The sequence below is a fragment of the Roseovarius sp. genome (assembly GCF_040223625.1).
Taxonomy (GTDB): domain Bacteria; phylum Pseudomonadota; class Alphaproteobacteria; order Rhodobacterales; family Rhodobacteraceae; genus Roseovarius.
Map to the genome: position 1 here is coordinate 1 of NZ_JAVKFX010000038.1, position 15,031 is coordinate 15,031.

General features: G+C 66.1%; 17 protein-coding genes. 10 read left to right on the plus strand and 7 right to left on the minus strand.

Annotated elements, in window-relative coordinates; translation table 11 throughout:
- The 6 genes from RLN94_RS11085 to acs all read left to right on the plus strand — a co-directional run.
- Positions 1–978: ABC transporter substrate-binding protein (locus tag RLN94_RS11085; RefSeq protein WP_350168965.1), on the plus strand; the 978-nt coding region annotated here is incomplete at its 5' end.
- Positions 979–1,071: 93 nt separating this feature from the next.
- The gene (locus tag RLN94_RS11090; protein WP_350125118.1) at positions 1,072–2,103 is read left to right on the plus strand and encodes a branched-chain amino acid ABC transporter permease; all 1,032 of its coding nucleotides are present in this window, start codon (positions 1,072–1,074) and stop codon (positions 2,101–2,103) included.
- A 4-nt stretch (positions 2,104–2,107) separates the two neighbouring features.
- A complete protein-coding gene (locus RLN94_RS11095) occupies positions 2,108–3,325 on the plus strand; it encodes a branched-chain amino acid ABC transporter permease (protein ID WP_350125114.1) in 1,218 nt (405 codons plus the stop codon).
- Between the two features lie 12 nt (positions 3,326–3,337).
- A complete protein-coding gene (locus RLN94_RS11100; RefSeq protein ID WP_350125372.1) occupies positions 3,338–4,093 on the plus strand; it encodes an ABC transporter ATP-binding protein in 756 nt (251 codons plus the stop codon).
- A 91-nt stretch (positions 4,094–4,184) separates the two neighbouring features.
- Positions 4,185–4,940 carry an ABC transporter ATP-binding protein gene (locus tag RLN94_RS11105; RefSeq protein WP_350125369.1) on the plus strand — a complete coding sequence of 252 codons (756 nt, stop codon included), beginning with the start codon at positions 4,185–4,187 and terminating at the stop codon, positions 4,938–4,940.
- A gap of 91 nt (positions 4,941–5,031) precedes the next feature.
- The gene (gene acs / locus RLN94_RS11110) at positions 5,032–6,981 is read left to right on the plus strand and encodes an acetate--CoA ligase (RefSeq protein WP_350125366.1); all 1,950 of its coding nucleotides are present in this window, start codon (positions 5,032–5,034) and stop codon (positions 6,979–6,981) included.
- 52 nt (positions 6,982–7,033) lie between these two features.
- Here acs and RLN94_RS11115 read toward each other — a convergent pair whose 3' ends face one another.
- Entirely contained in the window at positions 7,034–7,426 is a 393-nt protein-coding gene (locus RLN94_RS11115) for a RidA family protein (protein ID WP_350125363.1), read from the minus strand.
- A 188-nt stretch (positions 7,427–7,614) separates the two neighbouring features.
- On the opposite strand from RLN94_RS11115, the gene RLN94_RS11120 reads away from it, so the two are divergent.
- Positions 7,615–8,643 carry a DMT family transporter gene (locus tag RLN94_RS11120; RefSeq protein WP_350125360.1) on the plus strand — a complete coding sequence of 343 codons (1,029 nt, stop codon included), beginning with the start codon at positions 7,615–7,617 and terminating at the stop codon, positions 8,641–8,643.
- Between the two features lie 147 nt (positions 8,644–8,790).
- The gene (locus RLN94_RS11125) at positions 8,791–9,060 is read left to right on the plus strand and encodes a glucose-6-phosphate isomerase (RefSeq protein WP_350125357.1); all 270 of its coding nucleotides are present in this window, start codon (positions 8,791–8,793) and stop codon (positions 9,058–9,060) included.
- Positions 9,061–9,119: 59 nt separating this feature from the next.
- Here RLN94_RS11125 and queF read toward each other — a convergent pair whose 3' ends face one another.
- The 5 genes from queF to RLN94_RS11150 form a co-directional block, all read right to left on the minus strand.
- Positions 9,120–9,584 carry a preQ(1) synthase gene (queF, locus tag RLN94_RS11130; protein ID WP_350125354.1) on the minus strand — a complete coding sequence of 155 codons (465 nt, stop codon included), beginning with the start codon at positions 9,582–9,584 and terminating at the stop codon, positions 9,120–9,122.
- 12 nt (positions 9,585–9,596) lie between these two features.
- Positions 9,597–10,325, minus strand: coding sequence for a 7-carboxy-7-deazaguanine synthase QueE (queE, locus tag RLN94_RS11135; RefSeq protein WP_350125351.1), 729 nt, complete (start codon positions 10,323–10,325; stop codon positions 9,597–9,599).
- On the minus strand, positions 10,322–10,678 hold the full coding sequence (locus RLN94_RS11140; RefSeq protein ID WP_350125348.1) for a 6-pyruvoyl trahydropterin synthase family protein: 357 nt from the start codon (positions 10,676–10,678) through the stop codon (positions 10,322–10,324). The genes queE and RLN94_RS11140 overlap by 4 nt, the downstream gene beginning before the upstream one ends.
- Positions 10,678–11,370 (minus strand): 7-cyano-7-deazaguanine synthase QueC, encoded by a 693-nt coding sequence (gene queC, locus RLN94_RS11145; RefSeq protein WP_350125345.1) that lies wholly within the window; start codon positions 11,368–11,370, stop codon positions 10,678–10,680. The genes RLN94_RS11140 and queC overlap by 1 nt, the downstream gene beginning before the upstream one ends.
- A 170-nt stretch (positions 11,371–11,540) precedes the next feature.
- Positions 11,541–12,461 (minus strand): LysR family transcriptional regulator, encoded by a 921-nt coding sequence (locus RLN94_RS11150; protein WP_350125342.1) that lies wholly within the window; start codon positions 12,459–12,461, stop codon positions 11,541–11,543.
- A 103-nt stretch (positions 12,462–12,564) separates the two neighbouring features.
- On the opposite strand from RLN94_RS11150, the gene RLN94_RS11155 reads away from it, so the two are divergent.
- Together RLN94_RS11155 and RLN94_RS11160 are read left to right on the plus strand one after the other, a co-directional pair.
- Positions 12,565–13,107: a DUF6647 family protein gene (locus RLN94_RS11155; protein WP_350125339.1), complete on the plus strand. Its 543-nt coding sequence runs from the start codon at positions 12,565–12,567 to the stop codon at positions 13,105–13,107.
- A 92-nt stretch (positions 13,108–13,199) separates the two neighbouring features.
- Positions 13,200–13,511: a cupin domain-containing protein gene (locus tag RLN94_RS11160; RefSeq protein WP_350125336.1), complete on the plus strand. Its 312-nt coding sequence runs from the start codon at positions 13,200–13,202 to the stop codon at positions 13,509–13,511.
- Here the strand turns inward: RLN94_RS11160 and RLN94_RS11165 are convergent.
- Positions 13,508–15,028: a class I adenylate-forming enzyme family protein gene (locus RLN94_RS11165; RefSeq protein ID WP_350125333.1), complete on the minus strand. Its 1,521-nt coding sequence runs from the start codon at positions 15,026–15,028 to the stop codon at positions 13,508–13,510. The genes RLN94_RS11160 and RLN94_RS11165 overlap by 4 nt on opposite strands.
- Positions 15,029–15,031 lie beyond the last annotated feature (3 nt).

The following is a 15,031-nucleotide window of genomic DNA, read 5'->3' on the forward strand; positions in this document are numbered from 1 at the left end:
AAGGACGGCGCGATCATGATCAACGGCGGCTCGTCCTCGGGCGTGGCCGTGGCGGTCCAGGGTCTCTGCCAGGAAGCGGGCATCATTTTCATGGCCGGCCTCACCCATGCCAACGACACCACCGGCAAGGACCGCAAGGCCAACGGCTTCCGTCACTTCTTCAACGCCTACATGTCGGGGGCCGCGCTGGCGCCGGTGCTGGCCAAGGAGATGGGCGAGGATCGCCGCGCCTACCACCTGACCGCCGACTACAACTGGGGCTGGACCCAGGAGGAATCGATCGTCGCCTCGACCGAGGCGCTGGGCTGGGAAACCGTCAACACGGTCAAGACCCCGCTCGCCTCGACCGACTTCTCGTCCTACATCACGCCGGTCCTGAACTCGGGCGCCGACGTGCTGGTGATCAACCACTACGGCGGCAACATGGTCAACTCGCTGACCAACGCCATCCAGTTCGGCCTGCTCGACAAGCAGGTGAACGGCAAGGACTTCAAGATCGTCGTACCGCTCTACTCCGAGCTGATGGCGCAGGGCGCCGGCGAGAACATCAAGGGCGTGCTGGGCTCGATGAACTACAACTGGCAGCTCGAGAACGAGGGCTCGAAGGCGTTCGTCAAGTCCTTCGGCGAGAAATACGGCAAGCCGCCGTCGAACTCGGCCCAGACCTGCTATGCGCAGGTTCTGCTCTATGCCGATGCCTGCGAGCGGGCCGGCACGTTCAACCCCTGTGGCGTGGCCGAGGCGCTGGAAGGCTTCGAATTCGACGGGCTGGGCAACGGCAAGACGCTCTACCGTGCCGAAGACCACCAGTGCTTCAAGGACGTGCTGGTCGTGCGCGGGGCGCAGAACCCGACCAGCGAGTACGACACGCTGGAAATCGTCGAGATCACGCCGGTCGAGCAGGTCATGTATCCGCCGGACCATCCGATGTTCGGTGGCGAAGAGGCCTCGCTGGGTGAGTGCAACCCGGGCGCGTAACCGCCCCGGTCCCCCGGCCGCCGACGCGCGGCCGGGGCTTTCATCCGACACTTCCGGATACACCCAAACCGACGTAACCCACGGGTGGGAACAATGGACGCAATCATTCTGCAAATTCTCAACGGGCTCGACAAGGGCTCGGCCTATGCGCTGATCGCGCTGGGGCTGACGCTGATCTTCGGCACGCTCGGAGTCGTCAACTTCGCGCATGGCGCGCTGTTCATGATCGGCGCCTTCTGTGCCGTGACGGTGCAGCGCATCCTGAACCTCAGCGTGACCACGGTCGACGAAAGCCGCAAGGACTTTCTCGGCAACCCGCTGAAGGTGGAGACGCCCTATGTCGAGACCTGGTTCGGGCCAGAGGTCGGGGCGACCATCGCCGACTGGTCGGTGCCGATTGCGATCCTGTTTTCCATCCCGATCATGCTGCTCATCGGCTTCATCATGGAGCGCGGCCTGATCAAGCATTTCTACCGCCGCCCCCATGCCGACCAGATCCTCGTGACCTTCGGCCTGGCCATCGTGCTGCAGGAGATCATCAAGTATTTCTACGGCGCCAACCCGATCCCCACCCCGGCGCCGGAGGCCTTCGCGGGCAGCCTGGACCTGGGCGTCATTTTCGGCTTCGACCCGAACGCGATCATCTACCCCTACTGGCGGCTGATCTACTTCGTCTTCGCGGCGCTGATCATCGGCGGGGTCTTCGCCTTCCTGCAATTCACCACCTTCGGCATGGTCGTCCGCGCCGGCATGGCCGACCGCGAGACCGTGGGCCTGCTGGGCATCAACATCGACCGCCGCTTCACCATCATGTTCGGCATCGCCGCGGCGGTGGCGGGGCTGGCGGGGGTGATGTACACGCCGATCAACCCGCCCAACTATCACATGGGCATGGATTTCCTCGTGCTCAGCTTCGTGGTCGTCGTCGTCGGCGGCATGGGCAGCCTGCCGGGCGCCGTGCTGGCCGGGTTCCTGCTGGGCATCCTCGAAAGCTTCGCCTCGACCACCTGGGCGACCACGACGATCCCGGGGATCAACCAGATCATCATCTACCTTGTCGCCATCATTGTCCTGCTGACCCGCCCGCGCGGTCTGATGGGACGCAAAGGCGTGATGGAGGACTGAACCAATGCTGGGACTGAACAAGAAAGACACGGCGCTTTTCCTGATCGTCATCGCCCTGACGATCCTGGCGCCCTTCATCCTGAACCCCTTCCCCACGAACAGCGCCATGGCCCAGTTCAACGCGGGCTACCCGGACCTGATGCAGCGCTTCGTGATCTTTGGCATCTTCGCCATCGGGTTCAACATCCTCTTCGGCCTGACCGGCTATCTCAGCTTCGGGCACGCGGCCTTCCTCGGCGTGGGCTCCTACGCGGCGGTCTGGATGTTCAAGCTGTTCACCTACAACGTCATCCCGGCGATCGTGGTGGCGGTGATCCTGGCGGGGCTGTTTTCGCTGCTGATCGGCTATATCAGCCTGCGGCGCTCGGGCATCTACTTCTCGATCCTGACGCTGGCCTTCGCGCAGATGTCCTTCGCGCTGGCCTACTCGGTGCTGTCGAACCCCAAGTTCAACCTGACCAACGGCGAGACCGGGCTTCAGGTCTATGGCGACGATCCGCAGATCTTCCACGGCGCCGGCCTGCCCAACCTGCCGCACATCTTCGGCTGGTCGATGCGGGGCAACAACCAGATGAGCTTCGGCGCGTGGGACTTCAACTTCAACACCGGCTACTATGTCTGCGCGGTCTGCATGATCCTGGCCTTCTACATCGCCATCCGGATCTTCCGCTCGCCCTTCGGCATGATGCTGCGGGCGGTGAAATCGAACCAGACCCGGATGACCTATACCGGCCTCAACTCACGCCCCTACGCGCTGGCGGCCTTCGTGATCTCGGGCATGTATGCGGGCCTCGCGGGCGGGCTGATGGCCTCGGTCGATCCGCTGGCGGGCGCCGAGCGGATGCAGTGGACGGCCTCGGGCGAGGTGGTGCTGATGACCATCCTCGGCGGTGCCGGCACGCTGATCGGGCCGATCCTCGGCGCGGGCTTCATCAAGTATTTCGAGAACATCTTCTCGAAGATCAACGACGCGGTGCTGCACAGCTGGTTCTCGTTCCTGCCCGACGGGCTCGAGGACGTGGTCGTGGCCCTGATCTACCCATTCGTCGGCAAGGGCTGGCACCTGACGCTGGGCATGCTGTTCATGCTGGTGGTGATCTTCCTGCCCGGCGGCCTTGTCGAGGGCGGCCAGAGGATCGGGCGCTTCACCTTCCGCCGGCGCGACGCCAAGGGCTCGGATGCCGAGCGTGACGCCGCCAACCAGCGCAACCCCGCCGAATAAGGAGACGGACCCATGGGAATTCTCGAGGTCAAGAACGTCAACAAGCGCTTCGGCGGCCTGCAGGCTCTGGGCGACGTCAACCTGAGTGTCGAGGAGAACTCGGTACACGCCATCATCGGGCCGAACGGGGCGGGCAAGTCGACCCTGCTCAACTGCCTGATCGGCAAGCTGATCCCCGATACCGGCTCGGTCATGTTCGACGGCCAGTCGGTGCTGGGCCGCAAGCCCTACGAGATCAACCAGATGGGCATTTCCCGCGTGTTCCAGACGCCCGAGATCTTCGGCGACCTGAGCGTGCTGGAGAACATGATGATCCCGATCTTCGCCACCCGCGACGGCGCCTTCCGGATGCACGCTATCGAGAAGACCGAGAACGAGAAGGACATCATCGGCCAGGCCGAGCAGATGCTGGAGAATCTCAACCTCGCCGAACAGCGCCACACCAAGGCGGCGTCGATGTCGCGGGGCAACAAGCGGCGGCTGGAGATCGGCATGTGCCTGGCGCAGAACCCCCGCCTTCTGCTGCTCGACGAGCCGACGGCGGGCATGGCGCGGGCCGACACCAACAACACCATCGACCTGCTCAAGCAGATCAGCGACGAGCGCGACATCACCATCGCCATCATCGAGCATGACATGCACGTGGTGTTCTCGCTGGCCGAGCGGATCACCGTGCTGGCGCAGGGCACCCCGCTGGTCGAGGATACGCCCGACAAGATCAAGGGCCACCCCAAGGTGCGCGAGGCCTATCTCGGCGAAAGCGCCTGAGCGACATTTCACCGGCGTCCCGGGCCGCGCCCGGGGCCCCGCCCCCATAACGGAGGTCCCGGATCAGGTCCGGGACGGGAGGACAAGACACATGAACGTCAAACCCGATTTCTCGAAGGGCAAGAACTATGCCGAGACCTCGCCCGCCTTCCTGTCGGTCTGGGGCATGCAGTCCTATTACGGTGAAAGCTACATCGTGCAGGACATCAGCTTCAACGTCCACGAGGGCGAGATCCTCGCCCTGCTGGGCCGCAACGGCGCCGGCAAGACGACCACGCTGCGCTCGATCGCGCGGATGGACAGCCCGCAGGTGAACCACGGCGAAATCTGGCTGGACCACCAGCCGCTGCACAACATGAACAGCCACCAGGCCAGCCAGGCCGGCATCGGGCTGGTGCCGGAAGACCGCTGCATCATCCCCGGCCTGACGGTCGAGGAGAACCTGCAACTGGCCCAGATCGCCCCGCCCGTGGGCTGGTCGCTCGACCGGCTTTACGAGCTGTTCCCGCGCCTGGCCGAGCGCCGCAAGCAGGAGGGGGTGACCCTCTCGGGCGGCGAGCAGCAGATGCTGTCGGTGGCCCGGGCGCTGGCACGCGACATCAAGGTGCTGCTGCTGGATGAACCCTACGAGGGGCTCGCCCCCGTCATCGTCGACGAGATCGAGAAGACCCTGCGCATGATCAAGGAACAGGGCATGACCACGATCATCGTCGAACAGAACGCGGTGCGCGCACTGGAACTTTCCGATCGCGCTGTTATCCTCGACACTGGCGGTATCGTCTTCGACGGCACCGCGGAGGAGGTTCTGCAAAACGAGGAGCTTCGCTCGGAATACCTGGCCATCTGAGGCCGGACGGCGTGCGCCCTGCAGTCTTTGCCCTGCCGGCGGCGCGGGCCGTTTCACCACGACCGGAATTTGAAAAAACCAAGGGTCCGATATGTCCGAACTGAAAACCTATCCCCCCGCTGCCGAAATTGCCGCGAACGCCCATGTCGACGAGGCGACATACGAGAAGATGTACGCGGCCTCGATCAGCGACACCGAGGCGTTCTGGAAGGAGCACGGCCAGCGCGTCGACTGGATCAAGCCGTTCAGCAAGATCAAGGACGTCAGTTTCGATTTCGGCAATGTCTCGATCAAGTGGTTCGAGGATGGCCAGCTCAACGTCGCCGCCAACTGCGTCGACCGCCATCTCGAGAAACGCGGCGACCAGACGGCGATCATCTGGGAGGCGGACGACCCCGATGAGCCGTCCAAGCACATCACCTACCGCGAGCTTTCCGAGCAGGTGAACAAGCTCTCCAACGTCTACAAGGAGCTGGGCGTGGGCCGCGGCGACCGCGTCGTCCTCTACATGCCGATGATCCCCGAGGCGGCCTATGCCATGCTGGCCTGTGCCCGGATCGGCGCCATCCACTCGATCGTCTTCGCCGGCTTCTCGCCCGAGGCGCTGGCCGCCCGCGTCAGCGGCTGCGAGGCCAAGCTGATCGTCACCGCCGACGAGGCCCCGCGCGGCGGCCGCAACACGGCGCTCAAGTCCAACGTCGACAAGGCGCTCGAGATCAGCGGCGACACCAAGGTCCTGATGGTCGAGCGCACCGGCGCCGATGTCGACATGAAGGACGGCCGCGATTTCGCCTATGGCCCGCTGATGGACAAGGCCTCGGCCGAGTGCGAACCCGAGGCGATGAATGCCGAGGACCCGCTCTTCATCCTCTACACCTCCGGCTCCACCGGCGCGCCCAAGGGCGTGGTGCACACCACCGGCGGCTACCTCGTCTGGGCCGCGATGACGCACGAGATCACCTTCGACTATCACGAGGGCGATATCTACTGGTGCACGGCCGATGTGGGCTGGGTCACCGGCCACAGCTACATCGTCTACGGGCCGCTGGCCAACGGCGCCACCACGCTCATGTTCGAGGGCGTGCCCACCTACCCCGACGCCAGCCGCTTCTGGCAGGTCTGCGAAAAGCACAAGGTGAACCAGTTCTACACCGCCCCCACCGCCATCCGCGCGCTTATGGGACAGGGCACCGAGTATGTCGAGAAATGCGACCTCTCCAGCCTGAAGATCCTCGGCACCGTGGGCGAACCCATCAACCCCGAGGCGTGGGAGTGGTATCACAACATCGTCGGCAAGGGCGAGGTGCCCATCGTCGACACGTGGTGGCAGACCGAGACGGGCGGCCACCTGATGACCCCGCTGGCCGGCGCCCACGCGCTCAAGCCCGGCGCGGCGATGAAGCCGTTCTTCGGCGTGAAACCGGCGGTGCTCGACCCGCAGACCGGCAAGGAGATCACCGAGAACCCCGCCGAGGGCGTGCTTGTCATCACCGACAGCTGGCCCGGCCAGATGCGCACCGTCTGGGGCGATCACGAGCGGTTCGAGAAGACCTATTTCTCGGACTACAAGGGCTATTACTTCTCGGGCGACGGTTGCCGCCGCGATGCCGACGGCGATTACTGGATCACCGGGCGCGTCGATGACGTGATCAACGTCTCGGGCCACCGGATGGGCACGGCCGAGGTGGAATCGGCGCTGGTGGCGCATCCGAAAGTGTCCGAGGCCGCCGTGGTGGGCTACCCGCACAACATCAAGGGGCAGGGCATTTACTGCTACGTCACCCTGATGTCGGGCGAGGAGCCGTCGGAAGACCTCCGGAAGGAGCTGCGCGACTGGGTCCGCAAGGAGATCGGGCCGATCGCCTCGCCCGACCTGATCCAGTGGGCACCGGGCCTGCCGAAAACCCGCTCGGGCAAGATCATGCGCCGCATCTTGCGCAAGATCGCCGAGAACGACTACGGCGCGCTTGGCGACACCTCCACCCTCGCCGATCCGGGCGTGGTCGACGACCTGATCGACAACCGGATGAACCGCGACTGACAGTTTGGCCGGGCCGCGTCAGGCGGCCCGGCCCCTCTCTCCGGCCGGTGCCCTACCCCACCGCAATCGCCTCCAGCTCCACAATCAGCTCCGGCAGGCCCAGCCGCGTCGTCCCCGACAGCACGCCCGGCGGCCGCACCCCGTATTCCGCCAGCCGCTCGGCCATCGCGTCGGCCGCCTCGGCCCTGAACAGGTCGACATCGGTGACATGGGTGTTGAGATGGACGACATGCGACAGGTCCATCCCCGCCTCCGCCAGCACCGCCGCCACGTTCTCGAGCGACAGTAGCGTCTGCGCCCGCATGTCGCCGGGATGCTGCGGGTGGCCATCGTTCGACATGGCGCACTGGCCCGACACGAACACCATCCTCTTGAAGCCCTCGACAAGCATGCCCTGATCGTCCGCCTCGTGCCAGTCGAAGGGGTTCAACGGTCGTTTCTGCATTGGTTCTCTCCTGATTCCCGTGGGATGGCACCGGTTCTAGAAGTTCAAGTATACTTGAACACAAGACGGTTATTCGCCCCCTCCCCGCCCGCCTTTCCGCCCTCCGATCGACCACCCCATGCGCCGTTTCCGACATCCCGTCGCAAACGTGGTGGACGACCCCCGCCCCGAGCGGCCAGCGTGCGCCCATGGCCACCCTGACCCCCGACACCCCGCGCGCGCCCTCGCGCACGGCGCATGGCATCGCCTGCGTCCTCATCGGCATGTGCCTCTTCGCCGGGCAGGACGCGTTCATGAAATCGCTGCTCCTGACCTACCCGATCTGGATGCTGATCTTCGTACGCTCCTGCGCCGCCGTGCTGGTGCTGGTGCCACTCATCCTCATCCTCGGCGGGCCGCACCGGCTGACCACGCCGCTCTGGCGGCTGCACCTTCTGCGGGCGGCGCTATTCGCGGTCGGCTTCTCGCTGTTCTACACCGCCTTCCCCTTCATGGGGCTGGCCGAGGTCACCACCATCTTCTTCTCCGCCCCGCTGATGATCGCGGTGATGGCGGCGGTCTTCCTCAGGGAAACCATCGGCCTCCACCGGATCGGTGCGCTGGTCACCGGCTTCGCCGGCGTGCTCATCGCCATGAACCCCGGCGGCGACAACTTCACCTGGATCTCGATCCTGCCGCTGATCTGCGCCGCCTTCTACGCCGCCTCGCAGATCATGGCCCGCCAGATCGGCGAGCGGGAATCGAGCCTCACCGTCGGGCTCTACACCCTCGCCTTCACCGGGCCGATCCTGCTGGGCATGGGCTACCTGCTCAACAGCGTCCTCACCTTCGGGCCGGAGTTCCACCACCTCCGCTGGGCCCTGCCGCCCGAAACCCTCACCGACCTGCCCACCCTGTCCCTGCTGGGGCTGATCGGCATGGCGGCCTATATCCTGCTGTCGCGCGGCTACCAGGTGGCCGATGCCAGCGTCATCGCGCCCTTCGATTACAGCTATCTGCCCATCGCCTCGGTCATGGCATGGCTCTTGTGGGGCGAGGTGCCGGCCCCCACCACGATCCTCGGCATGGCGCTGATCGTGGCCAGCGGGCTCTATATCGGCTACCGCGAATTGCGCGCCGCCAGACCGGGGCGGGATGCCGTCTACGTGGCCGAAACCGTCACCGTTCCGGGCAGCCCTCATCCGCAAAAAGTTCCCGACGATCAGACATGGCCCTGAGCGTAAGCGGCATTTTGCCGGTATGGCCCTGTACTCTCTGCAAAAATCTGCCGTCCGAAAAACTGCTCCTTCCGCTCGGCGTAAAGAAACCTAGCTTCCCATCAGCGAAATCGCGGCATAACGCCGCCTCAACTCGGAGGATTTCTCATGAGAAAGACCGTTCTCGCCCTTGCCCTCACCGCGCCCGTCGCGGTCGCCGGCTGCATGACACCCCAGCAGGAACGCCAGGCAGGCGGCGCGCTGATCGGCGGCAGCCTCGGCTTCATCACCGCCAAGGCCCTCGGTGCCGACAGCGACTGGACCGTCGTCTCGACCCTCGGCGGCGCGGCCGCCGGTACGCTGGTGGCGCGCAACACCGCGAACAACCAGTGCGCCTACGCCACCGGCGACGGCCGCTATCGCCGCGGCCCGTGCTGAGGCAGGCACAGATCATTTGATCAGGAAACCCCGCCGGGCCACCCCCGGCGGGTTTTTCGTTACCCCCGCCCGCGATAGGGCGGCACGCCCTGGTCGGGGATCCACACGCCCTCGGGCATCGGCCCCGTCTGGTAGAAGACGTCGATCGGAATGCCCCCGCGCGGGTACCAGTACCCCCCGATCCGCAGCCATTGCGGTTCGAGGAACTCCACCAGCCGCCGGGCGATCGACACGGTGCAATCCTCGTGGAACGCTCCGTGATTGCGGAAACTGCCGAGGTAGAGCTTCAGCGACTTGCTCTCCACCAGCCATTCTCCCGGCACGTAATCGATCACCAGGTGCGCGAAATCCGGCTGCCCCGTCATCGGGCAGAGCGAGGTGAACTCCGGCGCCGTGAACCGCACGTTGTAGGCCACCTCCGCCTGCGGGTTCCGCACCCGCTCCAGCTCGGCCTCCTCGGGGCTTTGCGGCATCGTCGTCGCCCCGCTCAGCTGTTTCAGCCCCTTGTAGATATCGTCGCTCATCGCATCATCCCCTCAGACGCCCCGCCTATTGCCCCACAGCATGACATGCAACTGCGGCAGCACCCGCGCCCCGTACCACTTGTCCTGCATCACCCGGTCGATCAGCCAGCGCATCCGCTCGTCGATCCCGGCCTGGTCGACCGTGGCGCTGTCATCCTCGGGCGGCGGCGGCGTGTGGTTGCCGGGCTGCAGGTAGACCGGCAACTCCCGGAACCGCTCCGACGCCTCGCGGGCAAAGGCGTAATCGGCCTCGTCGAACACCACGATCTTCAAGACCGTGGGCGCCGCCTTCGCCGTCCGCACGCAATTCGCCACGATCCGCCAGTCGGTGCTCATCCCCGACGACGGTGGCTTGGGGCTCAGCACCAGCGTATCCAGCTCGGCAAACCACGGTTTGACCACCGAACCTTGCGTTTCCATCGCGAAGCGATAGCCCTTGGTCTTCCCCTGCTTGATCAGCCGGTCCAGCGGCTGGGTCGCCGGGTTCCCGCCCGACAGCGTCACCATGATCGGCTTGCCGCCCGAGAGGCGCTCGATCTCGGCCATGATATCCTCGGGCGGCATCGCCCGCCACGTGTCGCGATACTCCGAGTCGACGGCATGAAGGCTGTCGCACCACGAACAGCGGAAATCGCAGCCGCCCGTCCGCACGAACACCGTTGGCTGCCCGATCAGCGCCCCCTCGCCCTGGATCGTCGGCCCGAAGATCTCCGAAACCCGGATGGTGTCGCGCGTGGTCATGGCCTGTACTCCGCCCAGGTCTTTGGTGTCTCGCTGACCCTGACGGCCGCGGTTTCCGGCCAGCGCGCGGCACACCAGTCGTGGAAATGCTTGGCCAGCCGCTCGGCGGTCACCATGTCATCCCCCAACACGTCATTCAGGTGCCGGTGATCGAGTTCGTCGTCGATATACCGCTTCAGCGGCGCCAGCTCGTGATAATCCCGCACGAAGCCATGCGCGTTCAACTCGACCCCCACCAGCTCCACCACGACCACGTAATTATGCCCGTGCAGCCGCCCGCACTGATGCTCCGGCGGCAGGTCCTTCAGCTGGTGCGAGGCCGAGAAGGCGAATTCCTTGGTGATCCGGTACATCAGGCGCGCTCCACGGCCTGACGCCAGTAATCCGGGTCGGCATAAACCGTCGGGTCGTCCACCCCGGCAATATCGAACGCCTCGCGCCGCTCGACACAGGTGCCGCAGCGCCCGCAATGGACCTCGCCGCCCTTGTAGCAGGACCATGTCTCGGCAAAGGGCGTGCCATGCTTCGCGCCTTCCCTCACGATATCGGCCTTCGAGACGGTGACGAACGGCGTGTAAAGCCGCACCTCGGCCACCCCGTCCAGCGCGTGATCCTGCATCGCCTGGAACGCGTCGATGAAGCCGGGGCGGCAATCGGGATAGATGAAGTGATCGCCCCCGTGCACCGCCGCCGCCACCGCATCGGCCCGCTCGGACGCGGCCATGCCGAAGGCGATCGCCAGCATGATGGCGTTGCGGTTGGGCACGATGGTGATCTTCATCGTCTCCTCGGCATAATGCCCGTCGGGCACGGCGACATCGTCGGTGAGGGCCGATCCCGACAGGGCGGCGCCCACGGTCGAGATATCCACCACCTTGTGCGGCACGCCCAGCCGCTTGGCACAGGCCGCCGCGTACTCGACCTCTTTCACATGCCGCTGCCCGTAGTCAAAGGACAGCAGGCCCCGCAGGCGGTGTTCCGCCGCGACCTTGTGCGCGAGCGACACGGAATCGAGCCCGCCCGAGCAGATGACAATCGTATCCATTTTTGTGACCCTTGTTTTGGTATGCGGGTAGGCTGCGACCGCAGGGCGGGGACGTAACGCCGCGTGCCTTTGAATGCAAGGGGAACGGGGGGTCAGGCGGACCGGTCGGCAGGAAACACCGACAAAATACCGACGTTATACCGACGCGATACCGACACCGCGTTTCAGGGTCACTGCGCCGCCTCGATCCGCACCGGATCGGCGCCAGTGCCGTCTTCCATGCTCTCGAGCAGCAGCCAGTCACGCATCGCCGCAATGCGCGGATCGTCGGCGCGCGCCTCCGGGTAAGCCACTGAATATATGACCTTTGGCGCCGTCTCGATATCGAAGAGCCTTACCAGCCGCCCTTCCACCAGCGTCGCCCGCGCAATCGCATCCCACGCCAGCGCCACCCCCTGCCCCCGCTCGGCGGCGGTGAGGTTGATGTCGCAATTGGCGTTGAACCTGCCCCCGAGGCCCTCCTCCGGCGCCGCCACCCCCGCCGCCCGGAACCAGTCGGCCCAGCAATCGAGCACCTGGTCGCGCAACAGCGGCTCGTTCAGCAAATCCCGCGGCCTTCTGATCCGCGCGGCCACTTCGGGGCTCGCCACCGGAAAGCGCACGGATTTCAGCATCGGTAGCACGTGGCAGCCGGGGATCGGGCTGTCGCACCAATGCACGATCAAGTCCGCGTCATTGCTGGCAAAATCCGTATCCGGCGCCCCGGCGGCGGTGGTCACCGACAGCGCCTCGCGCAACGGGCACCGCTCCAGCCGCGGCACCAGCCAGCGGGCGTTGAACGCCGCCGTCGCCTGCACCCGGAACGGCCCGGCACTCGCCCCCGCCATCGCCCCGTCCGTCGCGGCGACAAGGGCGGTGATGATCCCCGACAGCGCCCCGGCATACGCCTCCCCCGCCCGCGTCAGCGCCAACCTGTTCGCCGCCCGCACAAAGACCGGCTGACCCAGATGATCCTCCAGCGTCCTGACCTGGTGGCTGATCGCCGACGGGGTCACGCACAGTTCTTCCGCCGCGCCCTTGAAGCTCAGATGCCGGGCCGCGGCCTCGAAGGCGCGGATGGCGGAGAAGGGGGGAAGCGGGCGCTGGGTCATGCGTGAATGCGGTTCATCTGCGGGTGAGGAACGATCCTTTGAGGCTTTCTTTACCCGAGGTTAGCATGACTTCCACGTTCAGCAAAATTCTACGGAGGGTGCCATGCAACCCCTGCCCCGGTTCGCGCTTGCGCGGATCGCCCCGATCGCTATTGCCCTGTGTCTGGGCCTCGGCCCGCTCCCCGCCAACGCCGCCGAACCGGAACCCGACTGGCAGCGCGCGACCACCCTGCCCGATCTCATCGCCACGCTCGACCATTGGCTCGACGCCGAAAGCCCCTACCCGCCCCGCGCGACGGCCCCGCGCATCCGCCTGATCTCGCCCCAGCGGGCGCGGGCCATGTCCGACAGCGGCGGGCGGCTGGGCGCGACCCGCCGGGGCCTCTACGACCCCGACACGCAGACGATCTACCTCGTCCGCCCGTGGTCGATGCGCAGCCCGCAGGACGTCAGCGTCCTCTTGCACGAACTCACCCATCACCGGCAGGCCACGGCGCGGCACTGGTACTGCCCCGGCCAGCAGGAACTGCCCGCCTACCGGCTTCAGGAAGCGTGGCTGGCCGAACAGGGCGAGAGCATCCGCATCAACTGGATCGCCGCCACCTTGGCGGGCGGCTGCACACGCGGCGACATGCACCCCGATTAACCTTTCGTTAACCTTCCCTGCCGCCGCGCGCCTCCTTCCGTTCCCCGGCAAACCCGCCTAGCATGGGCTGACACCAAGGAAGGATCGCCCGAATGTGCGCAGACACCGGCACCGCCATCCCCACCGTGCAGATCGACAACGACCGCGTCCGCGTCACCGAATGGCGCTTCGCCAAGCGCGGCGACAATACCGGCTGGCACCGCCATGCCTTTGATTACATTGTGGTTCCGCTCTTCGACGGGGTGCTCGAGATCGACCTCGGCAATGGCGAGCGGGTCACCGCGCCGATGCAGAACGGCGTGCCCTATTTCCGGGAACTCGGCGTCGAGCATGACGTGATCAACGGCAACGATTTCGAATGCGCCTTCGTCGAGGTCGAGCTGCTGGAACCCAAGCCCGGCTAACCGCCCGCCCCCTCCTCCAGCCGCTTGCGCAGCTCGGTCTTCAACACCTTGCCGTAGTTGTTCTTCGGCAGTTCCGGCACTGCAAAATAAGCCTTCGGCCGCTTGAACCGCGCGATATTCTCGCGGCAATGCGCATCCAGCGCCGCCTCGTCCAGCGCCCCCTCGCAGACCACGAAGGCCACCACCTCCTCGCCCCATTCCGGGTCGGGCCGGCCCACCACCGAGACCTCGCTGACCGTGCCGTGCATCAACAGGCATTCCTCGACCTCGCGGGGATAGATATTGGTCCCGCCCGAGATGATCACGTCCTTCGAGCGGTCCTGCAGCGTCACGAACCCGTCGGCATCCATCGTGCCCACGTCTCCGGTCATCAGCCAGCCATCCTTCAGCGTCTTGGCCGTGCCCTCCGGGTTCTCCCAGTAGCCCCGCATCACCACGTCGCCGCGCACCATGATCTCGCCGGGCTCTCCCGCCGCACAGGGGGCGCCCTCGGCATCGCCGATTCTCACCTCGACCCCGGCCTGCGCCCGCCCGACCGAGCCCAGCCGCTCCCGCCAGCGCGGGTGCGCCCGGTCGGCCACCTCCTCGCGGGAAAGCGCGGTGATCCCCATCGGCGCCTCGCCCTGCCCGTAGATCTGGATGAAGACCGGGCCGAACACCTCCACCGCCTCGACGATATCGGCCACGTACATCGGCCCGCCGCCATAGACCACGCTGCGCAGCCCTTCGCCGCTCTCTCCCCCGGCCTTCGCCGCCTGCGTCATCCGCTTGATCATCGTCGGCGCGGCAAAGAGGTGCAGGTTGCCCATCCCCTTCGCCAGCTCGAGAATCTCCCCCGGCTCGAACCCGCCCGAGACGGGGCAGACATGCCGCGCCCCCATCAACACATGCACCGGCGCATAAAGCCCCGCCCCGTGGCTCATCGGCGCGGCGTAAAGCGTGGCATCCTCGGCCGTCACCCTGTCGACGCTGGCCAGGTACATCAGCGACGTGGCAATCAGCATCCTATGGGTGATCATCACCCCCTTCGGCCGCCCCGTGGTGCCCGAGGTGTAGAAAAGCCAGGCCAGGTCATCGAGCGCCCTTGGCGCGGGCCCCGCCACCGGCTCGGCCACCATCGCCCCGGCAAACTCCGCCCCGGTCGTGTCGACCACCGCCGCCTCGGCCCCCGCCTCGCCCAGCGCCCCGGCGAGATCGGGCGTGGCAAAGCACATCTTCGCCCCCGAATGCCCAAGGATCCACGCCGCCTCGCGCCCGTGCAGCTTGGCATTGACCGGCACCGCCGCCGCCCCGGCATACCAGATGCCGTAGAACGCGATCAGCACCTCGGGACAGTTCTTCATGAAGATCCCGACCCGGTCGCCCGGCCCGATGCCTCGCGCGCCCAGCCAGCCCGCCAGCCGCGCCGCCCGGTCGTGGAACCCGGCGTAATCCGCCACCGGCTCCGACCCTTGGAAAATCGCCGGCGCCTCCCCGCGCACCTGCGCCGTCCGCATCAGCCACTGACCGATGTTCATGCC

What these genes read in the sequence shown, in the direction of transcription:
- RLN94_RS11150 (WP_350125342.1), bottom strand. Translation starts at nt 12,461, where the DNA reads ATGACCCAGCGCCCGCTTCCCCCCTTCTCCGCCATCCGCGCCTTCGAG.
- RLN94_RS11100 (WP_350125372.1), top strand. Translation starts at nt 3,338, where the DNA reads ATGGGAATTCTCGAGGTCAAGAACGTCAACAAGCGCTTCGGCGGCCTG.
- RLN94_RS11095 (WP_350125114.1), top strand. Translation starts at nt 2,108, where the DNA reads ATGCTGGGACTGAACAAGAAAGACACGGCGCTTTTCCTGATCGTCATC.
- queC (WP_350125345.1), bottom strand. Translation starts at nt 11,370, where the DNA reads ATGGATACGATTGTCATCTGCTCGGGCGGGCTCGATTCCGTGTCGCTC.
- RLN94_RS11105 (WP_350125369.1), top strand. Translation starts at nt 4,185, where the DNA reads ATGAACGTCAAACCCGATTTCTCGAAGGGCAAGAACTATGCCGAGACC.
- queF (WP_350125354.1), bottom strand. Translation starts at nt 9,584, where the DNA reads ATGAGCGACGATATCTACAAGGGGCTGAAACAGCTGAGCGGGGCGACG.
- RLN94_RS11140 (WP_350125348.1), bottom strand. Translation starts at nt 10,678, where the DNA reads ATGTACCGGATCACCAAGGAATTCGCCTTCTCGGCCTCGCACCAGCTG.
- RLN94_RS11115 (WP_350125363.1), bottom strand. Translation starts at nt 7,426, where the DNA reads ATGCAGAAACGACCGTTGAACCCCTTCGACTGGCACGAGGCGGACGAT.
- RLN94_RS11155 (WP_350125339.1), top strand. Translation starts at nt 12,565, where the DNA reads ATGCAACCCCTGCCCCGGTTCGCGCTTGCGCGGATCGCCCCGATCGCT.
- RLN94_RS11165 (WP_350125333.1), bottom strand. Translation starts at nt 15,028, where the DNA reads ATGAACATCGGTCAGTGGCTGATGCGGACGGCGCAGGTGCGCGGGGAG.
- queE (WP_350125351.1), bottom strand. Translation starts at nt 10,325, where the DNA reads ATGACCACGCGCGACACCATCCGGGTTTCGGAGATCTTCGGGCCGACG.
- acs (WP_350125366.1), top strand. Translation starts at nt 5,032, where the DNA reads ATGTCCGAACTGAAAACCTATCCCCCCGCTGCCGAAATTGCCGCGAAC.
- RLN94_RS11120 (WP_350125360.1), top strand. Translation starts at nt 7,615, where the DNA reads ATGGCCACCCTGACCCCCGACACCCCGCGCGCGCCCTCGCGCACGGCG.
- RLN94_RS11160 (WP_350125336.1), top strand. Translation starts at nt 13,200, where the DNA reads ATGTGCGCAGACACCGGCACCGCCATCCCCACCGTGCAGATCGACAAC.
- RLN94_RS11125 (WP_350125357.1), top strand. Translation starts at nt 8,791, where the DNA reads ATGAGAAAGACCGTTCTCGCCCTTGCCCTCACCGCGCCCGTCGCGGTC.
- RLN94_RS11090 (WP_350125118.1), top strand. Translation starts at nt 1,072, where the DNA reads ATGGACGCAATCATTCTGCAAATTCTCAACGGGCTCGACAAGGGCTCG.